The sequence below is a fragment of the Paraburkholderia sp. SIMBA_030 genome (genome assembly GCF_046535245.1).
Lineage (GTDB): Bacteria > Pseudomonadota > Gammaproteobacteria > Burkholderiales > Burkholderiaceae > Paraburkholderia.
On the sequence record NZ_JAWRXB010000027.1, the window covers coordinates 88,110 to 102,594 of the forward strand.

A 14,485-nucleotide genomic window follows, 5' to 3' on the forward strand; every position below is an offset into this window, starting at 1 on the left:
GATTCAGTCGATGGCGGATGAACACGCGTCGAACGGCGTGGCTGCCGCATGGCCGATCACCGGGACGATTTTCAGCGTCGCCGAGGTCAGCCGGCACGGCAGCGCGGCGACGCCGCAGCCGCCGAGCGGCAGCAGCGCCGCGCCGAGCGTCGACCACGCAGCGACACGTATGAAGCGGTCTAGAATTTTCTGGGTCGACACACGGGCCTCGGGGTCAGGCGGTCGTGTTGACGTTATGCCCGACGAGACCGGCAGGCACCGGCGGCAACGCCTGGGTGGCCGCGCCCCGTGCTTGCGGCGTCGCCGACGGGCTACCCGCAGCCGCGGGCTTCTCCGCCGCCGGCGTGGGCGCCAGTGAGGAAAAGCGGGTTGAACTGAGATTGCTATGAACGGTCATGATGAGCCTCGCGTGGCGCTAGGTTTCGATTTCACGCCGCCTGTCGCGGGGCCCAAGGCGTTAGGCTGTTTTCGACATGCGGCGCAACGTACTGCACGACGAATCATCTCGCCGCACGCGAGGTGGCGATGCACGAAGAAAAGCGCCCTTTTCGGCGGTTCTTACGAGCCGTTGCGATTGGTTGCCAGTCGTTGCGATCGCGCGCCAATTCTTTCATCGGAGGAATATCAGCGATGCAAAACGTCTTCAACGCCGCTGAGCGGGTTGCCGAATATGGCAATGTTGAAATGTGCAGTGAGCCTTTGGCTGCGGGCCTCGCGCGGGAAGGCGGCGCGCGCGGCGCGCAGTTCCGTAAGCATTGGTAAGAAAACAGTCGGCCTCGCGCCGTGCGCGCCAGTCTAGAATTTCGCCATGAATCCACAGGTCCTTATCGTCGACGACGACCCGGTCGTACGCGATCTGCTATGCAAGTTTCTGCAATCGAACGGCTTCGACGCGTCGGTGCTGCACGACGGCACTCATCTGCAGCGCCGGCTCGAACGTGAACGGCCGTCGGTCGTCGTGCTCGACATCATGATGCCGAACACCGACGGCCTGCGCGCGCTCACCGCGTTGCGCGCCGCCGGCGACGACATCCCAGTGATCTTCGTGACGGCGCGCGGCACGGTGGCCGACCGGATCGTCGGGCTCTCGCTCGGTGCTGACGATTATCTGACCAAGCCGTTCGATCCCCGCGAATTGCTCGCGCGGATCCATACGGTGCTGCGTCGCCGCGGTCCCTCCACCACGAGTGCGCCCGAGGCCCGCAAGCCGTATCGCTTCGGTCCATTCGAACTCGATTTCGCCACGCGTTCGCTTTCGCGCGACGACTCGAAGCTCCCGCTGCGCGACAGTGAGTTCGCGCTGCTGAAGATCTTCGTCAACAATCCGTACAAGGTGCTGTCGCGCGTGCTGATTCACGATCTCGTGCATCGCGACAATCTCGCCTTTCGCGACCGCAGCCTCGACGTGCCGATCTGGCGCCTGCGCCGGGTGATCGAAGACGATCCGTCCAACCCCTGCTACGTGCAAACAGTGCGAGGCAAAGGCTACGTGTTCGTGCCCGACGCCGACGGCACGCCCTTCGCCGACGAGGCTGCCTCAAACGCATGAAAAACCCGCTGAACACGCTGTTCGGCAGAATGGCCTTGTTGTCGACAGCGGTGTTGTTCGCGATTCAGGCGGGCTGGTTCGTGCTGGTGGTGATGCAGCCGCCGCGTCATGAAATCGACGGCTTCGCGCGCGGCATTCTGCTGGTGTTACAGGCGCTCAACGGCGAGCCGATCAAGGGCGCCGCGCTCGCGCCCGCGATGCGCGTGCACCTCGTGCCGACGTGGAACATGCCGGCGAGCGTCCATCTGCACACGCCGACCCGTCATCCGCTGGTCGAACTGAGCCGGCATCTGCGCGAAAACTTGCCGCCCGGCACGCAGATTGCCGTCGATGATTTGCGCCCGCCTCAGTTGTGGGTCCTGTTCCCCGGCAAATCGAACTGGGTCGTCGTGCCGGTCGACGTTCCGCCGCGCCCGCACTTTCTCGTCGAATCGGTATCGATGCTGCTGGGCGCGCTGATCCTGTCGCTGCTGGCGGTCTGGCAGATGCAACGGCCCTTGTCGCGCGTGGCTGATGCCGCGCTCGAGTTCGGCTCCGGCGGACGACCGGAGCCCGTCACCGTGCAGGGTCCACGCGAACTGCGCGAACTGATCGGCTCGTTCAACGACATGATGCGGCGCCTGAACGAAGCCGGCGACGACCAGGCGGTGATGCTGGCGGGCGTCGCGCACGATCTGAAAGCGCCGCTGACGCGGCTCAAATTGCGCGCAAGCGTGCTGGTCGCGGAAAGCGAGCGCGCGGGCCTGATTCGCGACGTCGACTCGCTGACCAACATCGTCCAGCAGTTTCTGGAGTTCGCCGGCCAATCCGCCGACGCCGGGCCACCGGTTGAAGTCGACGCGTTTCTGCAAGAACAGTTTTCCGCCAGCGACAGCACCGAGACGCCGCTTTTCACGCTCGATCTGCGAGCCGGCTCGTCATTCAGGCTGCCGCGCACGCTGCTCGACCGGCTGGTGACGAATCTCGTCGACAACGCACTCGAGCACGGCGCGCCACCGGTCGATATCGCGACTGCGCGTAACGACCGGCACTGGATCATTAGCGTGCGCGATCACGGGCCCGGCATTCCCGACGACCGCATCGCCGCGGCAATGAAACCATTCGTACGACTCGACGCCGCGCGTGGCGGCGAAGGCCATTGCGGCCTTGGACTGGCGATTGTCGCGCGGCTCGCGCACGATCGCGGCGGTCGCTGTCACGTGCGCAATCATGCGCAAGGCGGCCTGGAAGTGCGGATCCAACTACCGGCCGGATTGGCAGAAACGTGAGAAGGATCGTGCGCCGGCGCCGATGTACCCACTTACGCGCCCTTACCGGATAGGTTTTCCTGGTGACTGCGGACTTATAGTCAGCCCCGGCAACCTCGATGCCGCCCTTCTCTGTCCGCCCCGCTTACTTCGGGCGGACTTTTTTTCGCCTGCGCTCGCCGACACGGCGAATGCGTCGCGACCGTCGCGATTCAGGTCACGAGGCGGTCGTGCAAGGTATCGATCGTCGCCTGAGACACCCCGAGGCCTTGCGTCAGATAACTCGCCATCGTGCCGTAGCTCGCCTGCACCTGATCGAACCCCGCCAGCAGGTAGCTTTCCTGAACGCTGAACAAGGGCGCCTCGATCGCCGCCACTGCGTCGCCGTTTTGCGACCGTAGCGTGTCGGTGCTTGCCTTGATCGACGCGGCCGAATAGACGTTGCTCAGCAGATAGTCCTGCATGATGACGTCGAGCGGCACATTGGCGATGCTGAGCAGCAAAGCCGCGACCCAGCCGGTGCGATCCTTCCCTGCATTCGAATGAAACAGCTGCGCGCCGGCCCCGTTGGCGAGCTGCGTGAGGAGCGTCCCGAAGCTGGCGCGCTGGGCGGCACCGGTGACGAACGCGCGCGCCTCGGCCTCCATGAATGCGACGGCGGCGGCGGCCGAATCGAGCGACGGCACGACCAGGTCGCTTGTGCCGAGGACATTGATGGCTTGCGATGTCGCGCCGGCCGGCAGGATGTCGGCGGTGCGTGCGATTTCACCGGGGGTGCGCAGATCGTAGACCGCGAGGATGCCGAGTTTGGCTACGGTGGCCTGGTCTGCAGCGCTGAGTGTCAGCGCGTTCGCACGATAGAAGGCGCCACGGCGCATCTGTTTACCGTCGACGGTTGGATAGCCGGCGGCGGCGCCCGCCACATCCCGGAAATTGGCGACTGACGCCAGGCGCGGGGTTTCCGGTTGGTCGGCGTCGAGGTTGCCGCCGCCGCAGGCGGAGAGCAACGAGCTGCTCAAACTGGATAACAGCAGAACGCCCGCTGAGCCTTTCAGGAACGCACGACGCGACGGGGACGCCCTTACCCGCAAGGGCGTGCTCGCGGGGCGGCGGTGTGGCGAGCAGGTTTTTCCAGTTGCGGGCATCGAGTGAGGTAAAGGTGGTTTTTGCAGCTTGGGCGCTGCCAGCGCAGTTTAACGGGGAGATATATTTTTCGGGTTACACGGTAGTAGTTGGTAAGGATCGGGTATGGCCGAAGTCAAGGCTATCTGCAGTTGTTTCGCGGCGAGGAATGAAGCGCAAATAGCACGCCAAACACTCAGCGGACGTTAAAAAGCCGGGTCACCCTCTCAGGTGCCCGGCTTCGTTTTACCGCTTTGATATACCGCTTTGTCGTCTCCACCTCTTCCTGCAAGCTGTGGCCGGCTTCCATGTCCGCAGGCGTGAACCGGCCGGAGACTTTTAGCGCGGCAGTTCCGAATTTCCCATCAGGAACGCATCGACCGAACGCGCGCACTGGCGGCCTTCCCGAATCGCCCACACCACCAGCGACTGGCCTCGGCGCATATCGCCCGCTGTAAACACCTTATCCACCGACGTGTAATACGCCCTGTCGCCTTCGGTCGACGCACGCACGTTGCCGCGCGCATCCTTGTCGACGCCGAACGCTTCGAGCACCGGCGAGACAGGCTGCGTAAAGCCCATCGCGAGCAGCACCAGATCGGCTTTCATTTCGAATTCGGAGCCCGGCACTTCCTGCATCTTGCCGTCCTTCCATTCGACGCGCGCGGCGATCAGCTTCTCGACCTTGCCGTTCTTGCCTTCGAGACGCTTGGTCGCCACCGACCAGTCGCGCGAGCAGCCTTCGTCATGCGACGACGACGTGCGCAGCTTGATCGGCCAGTACGGCCACACGAGCGGTTTGTTCTCTTCTTCCGGCGGTTGCGGCAGCAGTTCGAATTGCGTGACGCTCTTCGCGCCGTGACGGTTCGACGTACCGACGCAGTCCGAACCCGTATCGCCGCCGCCGATCACGATCACATGCTTGCCTTTCGCGAGCAGCTGGTTCGCAACCTTGTCGCCGGCATTGACCTTGTTCTGCTGCGGCAGGAATTCCATCGCGTAGTGGATGCCTTCGAACTCACGGCCCGGCACCGGCAGATCGCGCGGCGTTTCCGAACCACCCGTGAGCACCACGGCGTCGAACTGTTCTTTCAGTTCGGCCGGCGTAATGGTTTCCTTCGCCGTGTTGCCGATATGCGCCGGCAGCGTATCCGGCTTGCCGATGAACACGTTGGCGCGGAACGTCACGCCTTCGGCTTCCATTTGACGCATGCGGCGATCGATCAGCCACTTTTCCAGCTTGAAGTCAGGAATGCCGTAACGCAGCAGGCCGCCGATACGGTCGTTCTTTTCGAACACCGTCACATCGTGCCCCACGCGCGCGAGTTGCTGCGCGACGGCCAAACCGGCGGGGCCGGAACCGACCACCGCGACCTTCTTGCCGGTCTTGTGCTTCGGCGGCTGCGGTGCGACCCAACCTTCGGCCCACGCCTTGTCGATGATCGCGTGCTCGATCGACTTGATGCCGACCGGATCGTCGTTGATGCCGAGCGTGCACGCTGCTTCACACGGCGCCGGGCAGATGCGGCCCGTGAACTCGGGGAAATTGTTGGTGGAGTGCAGCACTTCGATCGCGTTCTTCCAGTCCTGATGGAACACCAGGTCGTTGAAGTCCGGGATGATGTTGTTCACCGGGCAGCCGTTGTTGCAGAACGGAATGCCGCAGTCCATGCAACGCGCGCCTTGAATCTTCGCTTCGTCGTCGGTCAGTGCCGCGACGAATTCCTTGTAGTGCTTCACACGCGTGAGCGGAGCTTCGTACGCCTCGTGGCGGCGCTCGAACTCGAGAAAACCGGTTGCCTTGCCCATGTGGTTCTCTTCTCTATCTGTATCAGGTGGGGTGATCTACACCCGCCGCGCGTCGAACAATCGAGCGGCGGCGGGTACGGCTAAATGTGACGGCTTCGGACAGAGCAGCAGGTCGGCCGGTCAGGCAGCGAGGACTTCCTTGTTCGCCTTCTTCGCAGCCATCTCGCCCAGCGCGCGCTTGTATTCGGTCGGGAACACCTTCACGAATTGACGGCGCGACGCGTCCCAGTTTTCGAGCAGCGCCTTTGCACGCGGCGAACCTGTGAACTGGAAGTGACGTTCGATGAGCCCCTTGAGCAGCGCTTCATCCGTTGCGCCGCTGTGCCACAAACCCTTGTCGACCGTGCGTTCCTGTTCGGCCTGTTGCAGGACCGGATCGAGCGCGACCATAGACTTGTTGCACTTGCCGGCAAACGTGCTGTCCGGGTCGTACACGTAAGCGATGCCGCCCGACATGCCGGCCGCGAAGTTACGGCCCGTTTCGCCGAGCACGACGACCGTGCCGCCCGTCATGTATTCGCAGCCGTGGTCGCCCGTGCCTTCGACAATCGCCGTCGCACCCGAGTTACGCACGCAGAAACGCTCGCCTGCGACGCCGCGGAAGAACGCTTCCCCTTCGATCGCGCCGTACATCACCGTGTTGCCGCAGATGATGTTTTCTTCCGACTTGCCGCGGAAATCGTTGGTCGGACGAATGATGATGCGACCGCCCGACAAACCCTTGCCGACGTAGTCGTTACCGTCGCCGACCAGATCCAGCGTGATGCCCTTCGCAAGGAACGCGCCGAAGCTCTGACCCGCGGTGCCCTTCAACTGGATGTGAATCGTGTCGTCGGACAGGCCGTCGTGGCCGTACTTCTTCGCGATCATGCCGGACAGCATCGCGCCGACCGTACGGTTCACGTTGCGCACCGGCTGGATGAACGAGACGTGCTCGCCCTTCTCGATCGCGGCCTTTGCCTTCTCGATCAGCGTGTGGTCGAGCGCCTTCTCGAGACCGTGGTCCTGCGCGTCGACGTGCTTGCGTGCGACTTCAGCCGGCACTTGCGGCAGATAGAACACGCGCGAGAAGTCAAGACCCCTTGCCTTCCAGTGCTCGATACCCTTCTTCATGTCGAGCAGTTCGGCGTGGCCGATCAGGTCGTCGAACTTGCGGATGCCCAGTTGCGCCATGATTTCGCGCGCTTCTTCCGCAACGAAGAAGAAGAAGTTGACGACGTGTTCCGGCTGGCCCTGGAACTTCGCACGCAGCACCGGATCTTGCGTCGCGACGCCGACCGGGCAGGTGTTCAGATGGCACTTGCGCATCATGATGCAGCCTTCGACGACGAGCGGCGCCGTCGCGAAGCCGAACTCGTCCGCGCCGAGCAGCGCGCCGATCACGACGTCGCGGCCGGTCTTCATCTGACCGTCGGCCTGCACGCGGATACGGCCGCGCAGCCGGTTCAGCACGAGTGTTTGCTGCGTTTCGGCCAGACCGAGTTCCCACGGCGTGCCGGCGTGCTTGATCGACGACAACGGCGAAGCGCCCGTGCCGCCGTCATGGCCGGCGATCACGACGTGATCGGCCTTCGCCTTCGCGACACCCGCTGCCACCGTGCCGACGCCCGATTCCGACACCAGCTTCACCGACACGCTGGCCGCCGGGTTGGCGTTCTTCAGGTCGTGAATCAGCTGCGCCAGATCTTCGATCGAGTAGATGTCGTGGTGCGGCGGCGGCGAAATCAGGCCGACGCCCGGCACCGAGTAACGCAGCTTGCCGATGTACTCGGACACCTTGTGGCCCGGCAACTGACCGCCTTCGCCCGGTTTCGCGCCCTGCGCCATCTTGATCTGGATCTGATCGGCCGATGCAAGGTATTCCGCCGTCACGCCGAAACGGCCCGACGCCACCTGCTTGATCTTCGAGCGCAGCGAATCGCCTTCTTTCAGCGGAATGTCGACGATCACTTCATCGCCGATCACGGACTTCATCGTGTCGCCGTTCTTGATCGGAATGCCACGCAGCTCGTTGCGATAACGGTTCACGTCCTCGCCGCCTTCGCCGGTGTTCGACTTGCCGCCGATGCGGTTCATCGCGACCGCCAGCGTGGCGTGCGCTTCCGTGCTGATCGAGCCGAGCGACATCGCGCCGGTGGCGAAACGCTTGACGATTTCCTTCGCCGATTCGACTTCGTCGAGCGGGATCGCCTTCGACGGATCGAGCCTGAACTCGAACAGACCGCGGAAGGTCATGTGGCGCCTGGTCTGATCGTTGATCAGATGCGCGTATTCCTTGTACGTCTGATACGAATTGCTGCGCGCCGAGTGTTGCAGCTTGGCGATCGCATCCGGCGTCCACATGTGTTCTTCGCCGCGCACGCGGTAGGCGTACTCGCCGCCCGCGTCGAGCATGTTCGCGAGCACCGGGTTGTCGCCGAACGCCTCACGGTGCAGACGGATCGCTTCTTCCGCCACGTCGAAGAGACCGATACCGCCAACCTTCGACGAGGTGCCCTTGAAGTACTTCGCGACCAGATCTTCCGCGAGACCGACGGCTTCGAAAATCTGCGCGCCGGTGTACGACATGTAGGTCGAAATGCCCATCTTCGACATGACCTTCTGCAGGCCTTTGCCGACTGCCTTGGTGAAGTTGTAGACCGCCTTTTCCGCCGACAGGTCACCCTTCAGGCCGGCTGCGAGCTGGCTGAGCGTTTCCATCGCGAGGTACGGGTGCACGGCTTCCGCGCCGTAGCCCGCGAGCAACGCGAAGTGGTGCGTTTCACGCGCCGAGCCGGTTTCGACGACCAGCCCCGCGCTCGTGCGCAGACCGTGCTGCACGAGGTGCGTGTGGATCGCGGCAGTGGCGAGCAGCGCCGGAATCGCGACGTTGTCGCGGTCGGTCTTGCGGTCCGACACGATCAGCATGTTGTAGCCGGACTTCACCGCGTCGGCGGCTTCCGCGCACAGCGACGCGAGACGCGCTTCGATGCCTTCCTTGCCCCAGGCCACCGGGTAGCAGATGTTCAGTTCATACGAACTGAACTTGCCGCCCGTGTACTGATCGATCGCGCGGATCTTCGCGATGTCCTTGAAATCGAGCACCGGCTGCGACACTTCGAGACGCATCGGCGGGTTGATGTTGTTCGTATCCAGCAGGTTCGGCTTCGGACCGACGAACGACACCAGCGACATCACCATGTTTTCACGGATCGGGTCGATCGGCGGGTTCGTCACCTGGGCGAACAGCTGCTTGAAGTAGTGATAGAGCGTCTTGTTCTTGTTGGACATGACCGCCAAAGGCGAGTCGTTACCCATCGAACCGACGGCTTCTTCGCCGGCTTGCGCCATCGGCGCCATCAGGAACTTGAGGTCTTCCTGCGTGTAGCCGAACGCCTGCTGGCGATCCAGCAAAGCAGCGGCTTCGCGGCGCTCCGTCACGACGTCTTCGGCTTTCGGCTCGATTTCGTCGAGCTTGATCCGGACAGCGTCGATCCAGCTCTTGTACGGCTTGGCGTTCGCGAGGTTGTCCTTCAGTTCCTTGTCGTCGATGATGCGGCCGTGTTCCATGTCGATCAGGAACATCTTGCCCGGCTGCAGACGCCACTTCTTGACGATCTTCGATTCGGGAATAGGCAGCACGCCGGCTTCCGAAGCCATGATGACGAGCTCGTCGTCGGTGATCAGGTAACGCGCCGGACGCAGGCCGTTGCGGTCGAGCGTCGCGCCGATCTGACGGCCGTCCGTAAAGGCAATCGCGGCGGGGCCGTCCCACGGCTCCATCATCGCGGCGTGGTATTCGTAGAACGCGCGGCGGTTGTCGTCCATCAGCGTGTGCTGTTCCCAGGCTTCCGGGATCATCATCATCATTGCGTGGACGAGCGGATAGCCGGCCATCACCAGCAGTTCGAGACAGTTGTCGAACGAGGCGGTGTCCGATTGGCCCGGATAGATCAGCGGCCACAGCTTCGGCAGATCGTCGCCGAGCACGTGGCTCGCGATCGCGCCGGTACGGGCATTCAGCCAGTTGACGTTGCCCTTCACCGTGTTGATTTCGCCGTTGTGGGCGATCATCCGGTACGGGTGAGCCAGTTCCCACGCCGGAAACGTGTTGGTCGAGAAGCGTTGGTGCACCAGCGCCAGCGCCGAGACGGTGCGTTCGTCCTGCAAGTCGCGGTAGTACACGCCGACCTGGCCGGCCAGCAGCAGGCCCTTGTAGACCACCGTGCGCGCCGACATCGACGGCACGAAGTATTCCTTGCCGTGCTTGAGCTTGAGCGCCTGGATGCGGTGGCTCGCGGTCTTGCGGATCACGTACAGCTTCCGCTCGAGCGCGTCGGTCACCATGATGTCCTTGCCGCGGCCGATGAAGATCTGGCGGATCAGCGGCTCGCTCGCCTTCACGGTAGGCGAAATCGGCATGGTGTGGTCGACCGGCACGTCGCGCCAGCCCAGCACGACCTGGCCTTCGGCCTTCACCGTACGTTCAAGTTCCTGTTCGCACGCCAGGCGCGATGCGTGTTCCTTCGGCAGGAAGACCATGCCGACGCCGTACTCGCCGTTCGGCGGCAGCACGACGCCTTGCCTGGCCATTTCCTCACGATAGAAACCGTCCGGAATCTGGATCAGGATGCCCGCGCCGTCGCCCATCAGCGGATCGGCGCCGACGGCGCCCCGGTGGTCGAGGTTCTCGAGAATCTTCAGGCCTTGCTGAATGATCTCGTGACTTTTCTTGCCCTTGATGTGGGCGACGAAGCCGACGCCGCAGGCGTCGTGCTCGTTTTGCGGGTCGTACAGACCTTGCGCGGCGGGAACCGGATGAGTCGGTTGCTGGTGGTCGTTCATGGGGACACCGTCTGTGAGGGGCCGGACAGGCCGTTAAACCGTTTTTTCTATTACCGCAGTTCGTATCGCAACCACGACGGCGGCTCAATACGCTCGATGCTACGCGTACCAAAAAGCGCCGGAATTCGGAATATACGCGACGAATCAATGGAATAGCAAACAAAACCTGATGGTGGGGCCCCTATTATCAAGTTGGTGCATTGCGGCCAATTTTTATTGGTGCCATATTAAAAAAGGTGCAAAGAAAACGACATCCGAAGATGCCGTTCCGCGTGCAGCCCTTTGATGCAAAACGCTTTATTGTGTCTGCGGTGTCTCGCGCACTTTGCGCGGCCGCCCGCGCGGCAGCGGCGACACCCGCCGGTTCGCCGCTCGCGCCGCCCACTCCCGATACGTCTCGCTGCCCAACACCCAGCCTTTCAAAGTGGCCTGCTGAAGCTGGCTGGCCTCACGCTCGTCGAGCGGCTGCTCGCACAACTCGCGATACGCGCGTTGCCGCTCGAACGGCGTGTTGCCGAGCGACCAGTACAACGGATGATCGGTAATCAGGCTGTCGAGCGTGAGGCCGATGTGATGGCGGTAGCTCGACCAGCGGTAGTCCTCCGGTGCGCTCACGAGCTGCGTGCGCACCGGACACATCTCGACGACCCGGCTCGCCAGCAGGAAGTAACGCTCGCCCTCGATCACCGTCGCGCGGTAGCGGCCCTCCCATAGCGTGCCGCGGCGTGCATAGCGCCGGTTGAAGTGGGCGACGTAGCGGCGCCCCACCGCCTGCATCGCTTTCGGCAGACTCGACTCCTCGGTCGGCGTGACGAGCAATTGCACGGCACCCGGCATCAACGCATACGCGTGGATCGACAAATGGTGGTCGCGCGAAGCTGCTTTCAAACAGTCGATGAAGAGCTCGTAGTCCTGGTCGTCGACAAATGCGGGCTGCTGGTCGAGTCCACGGAGGATGACGTGCTGCGGCTGGTCAGGGACATAAAGACGTGCAAGCCGTGCCATGCTGAAGTATCCAATAGTCGCGTTGGTATATACCCGAAGGTCCGAAAAGCCGCATGGGCGCTGGGTTCGGCGCGGCGCGGCTTAGCCAGAAACCGCCCGGCGCTTAGGGAGAAAGCTCTAACTGCCGCGTATGGTTTGTTTCAAACGTTGTGGTCATAATGAGCGGGCCTTTTTTGGAGGAGCACATATGAAATTAAAACAGGCCATAACGGGGCTCGCGGCGCTCGCCTGCATGACGGCAGCTCACGCGCAATCGGCCGGCAGTTTTTACGCTACGACGGGGTGGTTCCATTTCGCCCCTCAAGACAGTAGCGATCCGTTGAAGGAAACAAGCGTCGGCGGGACACCCGTCAACATCTCGATACCCGGCACGGGCGCTGGCATCGACAGCTCCGACACCATCGGCTTAAGCCTAGGCTACTTTGTCACCGATCACATCGCCGCGGAAGCTGAAATTGGCATTCCGCCGAAATTCAACCTGCTAGGCACAGGCACCTTCGAGCAATTCGGTACGCTCGGCTCCGCGAAGCAATGGAGCCCTGCTCTCCTGTTCAAATACTACTTCAACGACGCCACCGCGGCGTTCCGACCGTATGCCGGCCTCGGCGTCACGTACGTCTGGTTCACTGACGCGAAGATCACCAACACTGCGTTTGAACAAGGCGTATTGCACGGTCCGACCTCGGTATCGACGGATCGTTCCTGGGCACCGGTGTTTAATCTCGGTTTCAACTATGCGTTCAGCAAACATTGGTTCGCGGGGTTCTCCGTCTCATACATACCGCTCAGCGTAACCGCGAAACTGACCTCGAACGCGGCGACTCCGGTCGGCAACCTGACCGTGACGTCTGAGGCAAAAATCAGACTCAACCCGATCGTTACTTTCGCGAAGATAGGTTACGTCTTCTAGGGAGGCAGGCTGTGCCTGCATGGATCGAACCGTCGCGAACAGTCCGCACCTCGGCCAAACGCCGTCACACATGTGACGGCGTTTTTGATTCTATGCCTCTGTCATCTATTGTGGTAAATGTCGGATGCATTGTAATTTTGACCACCGATCGACCTTTTCAGTGCAATTTCTGCCGCCAGAAGCCGTCGGCGCGTATGCGATGATCTCGCTGGAACATCGCGCAGTCTTTGGCATCGAAGTTGCATGACGCCACGTTTCCCGCATGAGTACGCGGAGACTTTTCTCACTCTCATCGACGGAGCGATCATGACAGCACTTCCGAACACGCGAGACGCCCTCGGCGAATCCTGGACCACCACCAGCCGCCGTGCGCGGCGAATCGCTCGTCGTAGCCGCCACGCGGCCGAAGACATCGCCGGCGAATTACGCAGGCTGATGTCGGAACTCGAAGACACGCTGGCCGACGGCACGCAAGCCGATGCCGTGGCGCTACGCAGCAAATTGAGCAAGCAACTCGAGGTTGCGCGCGCCCGTTTGAACGACACCCGCGAAGCCATGCGCCAACGCGCCGAAGTGGCGATCTCGGATGCCAATGAGTATGTGCGCGAAAATCCATGGCAGACGATTGCGATCGTCGGTGGCGTCGCGCTGATCGCGGGCGCGCTGATCGCGTCGCGGTTGCGTTAAGCGGCGGCCGGGCCACCGCCACAGTGGCGGCATAGCACTACGGGCATGTGCATCGGCGCCGCATCCCGGCACCGATGCGCACTGGCACCGACCCGATCAGTTGTCGTCGATCACGAACAACCGCTGGTATTCCTTCACCGCATATCGATCCGTCATGCCCGCAATGTAGTGTGCAACCAGGCGCGCCTGCAACGACGCGTCCGGCGACTGATAGCCAGGCGGCAACAGCCGCGGATCTTCCGTGAACGCGGCAAACAGGCCGACCACCACGCGGCGCGCCTTGTTCGCCATACGCATCACCCGATAGTGGCGATACAGGTTCTTGAACAGAAAGCGCTTGAGCGTCGCGGCCTGCGAAGCGATCGCCTCGCTATGCGCGACGAGCGGCGGTGCGGCTCGCACTGCGTCGAGCGTTGCCGGCGCATGCCGAACCAGATTGACGGTGGTCGTATCGATCAGGTCGACGATCAGCGTATTGATGATGCGGCGCACCGTCTCGTGGATCAGCCTGCGCCCTTCGATCTGCGGATAATCGCCGCGCGCCGCCTCGTAGTGCGTCTGCCATAGCTCCACTTCGGCAAGCTGCTCCACCGTGAGCAAGCCCGAGCGCAAACCGTCGTCGACGTCGTGATTGTTGTAGGCGATCTCGTCAGCGACGTTCGCGATCTGCGCTTCGATCGACGGCTGCCGTCCTTCGAGAAAACGTTCGCCGAGCGCGCCGAGCCGCCGGGCATTCTCGCGCGAGCAATGCTTGAGGATGCCTTCGCGTGTTTCGAAACAGAGGTTCAGCCCATTGAACGCGCCGTAGTGCTCCTCGAGATCGTCGACCACCGCAAGGCTTTGCAGATTGTGTTCAAAGCCGCCGTGTTCGCGCATGCATTCATTGAGCGCATCCTGGCCGGCATGGCCGAATGGCGTATGGCCGAGATCGTGCGCAAGCGAAATGGCCTCGACGAGGTCTTCATTGACCCGCAGATTGCGTGCAACCGAACGCGCGATCTGCGCGACTTCGAGACTGTGCGTGAGGCGTGTCCGGAACAGGTCGCCCTCGTGATTCACGAACACCTGGGTTTTGTACTCGAGGCGGCGGAATGCCGTCGAGTGGACGATGCGGTCGCGATCGCGCTGGAATTCGGTGCGCGCGCTAGGCGCGGCTTCGGGATAGCGGCGGCCGCGCGACTGCGCGGAATGCGCCGCATACGGCGCGAGATGCGCTTCGAGTGCTTCGGGCGAGGGCACGCCGATCGCCGCCGCGCCTCCCGGGTGATTCTTTACATCGTCGCTGCGCCTGTCAGTCACCGGTTTCTCCGAAACATGGGCGGCGCCTCGTGA

Annotated in this window: 12 protein-coding genes; 5 read left to right on the forward strand and 7 right to left on the reverse strand. The window is 62.7% G+C overall.

The window, feature by feature from the left end; translation table 11 throughout:
- Positions 1-3 precede the first annotated feature (3 nt).
- Both SB772_RS34755 and SB772_RS34760 read right to left on the reverse strand, forming a co-directional pair.
- Positions 4-171 carry a DUF6726 family protein gene (locus tag SB772_RS34755; RefSeq protein ID WP_410837673.1) on the reverse strand — a complete coding sequence of 56 codons (168 nt, stop codon included), beginning with the start codon at positions 169-171 and terminating at the stop codon, positions 4-6.
- A gap of 43 nt (positions 172-214) precedes the next feature.
- Positions 215-397, reverse strand: a complete 183-nt coding sequence (locus SB772_RS34760; protein ID WP_410837647.1) for a hypothetical protein — start codon at positions 395-397, stop codon at positions 215-217.
- 128 nt (positions 398-525) lie between these two features.
- Between SB772_RS34760 and SB772_RS34765 the strand changes: the two genes are divergently transcribed.
- Genes SB772_RS34765 through SB772_RS34775 form a run of 3 tightly spaced genes read left to right on the forward strand, consistent with a single transcriptional unit; the run spans position 526 to position 2,817 of the window.
- The gene (locus SB772_RS34765) at positions 526-762 is read left to right on the forward strand and encodes a hypothetical protein (RefSeq protein ID WP_410837648.1); all 237 of its coding nucleotides are present in this window, start codon (positions 526-528) and stop codon (positions 760-762) included.
- A 46-nt stretch (positions 763-808) separates the two neighbouring features.
- Positions 809-1,549 carry a response regulator gene (locus SB772_RS34770; RefSeq protein ID WP_410837649.1) on the forward strand — a complete coding sequence of 247 codons (741 nt, stop codon included), beginning with the start codon at positions 809-811 and terminating at the stop codon, positions 1,547-1,549.
- Entirely contained in the window at positions 1,546-2,817 is a 1,272-nt protein-coding gene (locus SB772_RS34775; RefSeq protein WP_410837650.1) for an ATP-binding protein, read from the forward strand. The genes SB772_RS34770 and SB772_RS34775 overlap by 4 nt, the downstream gene beginning before the upstream one ends.
- 191 nt (positions 2,818-3,008) lie before the next feature.
- Here the strand turns inward: SB772_RS34775 and SB772_RS34780 are convergent, their stop codons facing one another.
- From SB772_RS34780 to SB772_RS34795, 4 genes are all read right to left on the reverse strand, one after another.
- On the reverse strand, positions 3,009-3,941 hold the full coding sequence (locus SB772_RS34780; protein WP_410837651.1) for a tyrosine-protein phosphatase: 933 nt from the start codon (positions 3,939-3,941) through the stop codon (positions 3,009-3,011).
- 316 nt (positions 3,942-4,257) lie between these two features.
- Positions 4,258-5,727 carry a glutamate synthase subunit beta gene (locus SB772_RS34785; protein ID WP_410837652.1) on the reverse strand — a complete coding sequence of 490 codons (1,470 nt, stop codon included), beginning with the start codon at positions 5,725-5,727 and terminating at the stop codon, positions 4,258-4,260.
- A 120-nt stretch (positions 5,728-5,847) separates the two neighbouring features.
- Positions 5,848-10,551, reverse strand: a complete 4,704-nt coding sequence (locus SB772_RS34790; RefSeq protein WP_410837653.1) for a glutamate synthase-related protein — start codon at positions 10,549-10,551, stop codon at positions 5,848-5,850.
- A gap of 297 nt (positions 10,552-10,848) precedes the next feature.
- Entirely contained in the window at positions 10,849-11,556 is a 708-nt protein-coding gene (locus tag SB772_RS34795) for a transposase (protein WP_410837654.1), read from the reverse strand.
- A gap of 187 nt (positions 11,557-11,743) precedes the next feature.
- On the opposite strand from SB772_RS34795, the gene SB772_RS34800 reads away from it, so the two are divergent.
- Together SB772_RS34800 and SB772_RS34805 are read left to right on the forward strand one after the other, a co-directional pair.
- Positions 11,744-12,466 carry an OmpW/AlkL family protein gene (locus SB772_RS34800; RefSeq protein WP_410837655.1) on the forward strand — a complete coding sequence of 241 codons (723 nt, stop codon included), beginning with the start codon at positions 11,744-11,746 and terminating at the stop codon, positions 12,464-12,466.
- A gap of 306 nt (positions 12,467-12,772) precedes the next feature.
- Positions 12,773-13,153 carry a YqjD family protein gene (locus tag SB772_RS34805; RefSeq protein WP_410837656.1) on the forward strand — a complete coding sequence of 127 codons (381 nt, stop codon included), beginning with the start codon at positions 12,773-12,775 and terminating at the stop codon, positions 13,151-13,153.
- Positions 13,154-13,249: 96 nt separating this feature from the next.
- Here the strand turns inward: SB772_RS34805 and SB772_RS34810 are convergent, their stop codons facing one another.
- A complete protein-coding gene (locus tag SB772_RS34810) occupies positions 13,250-14,452 on the reverse strand; it encodes a deoxyguanosinetriphosphate triphosphohydrolase (protein ID WP_410837657.1) in 1,203 nt (400 codons plus the stop codon).
- Between the last annotated feature and the right edge of the window lie 33 nt (positions 14,453-14,485).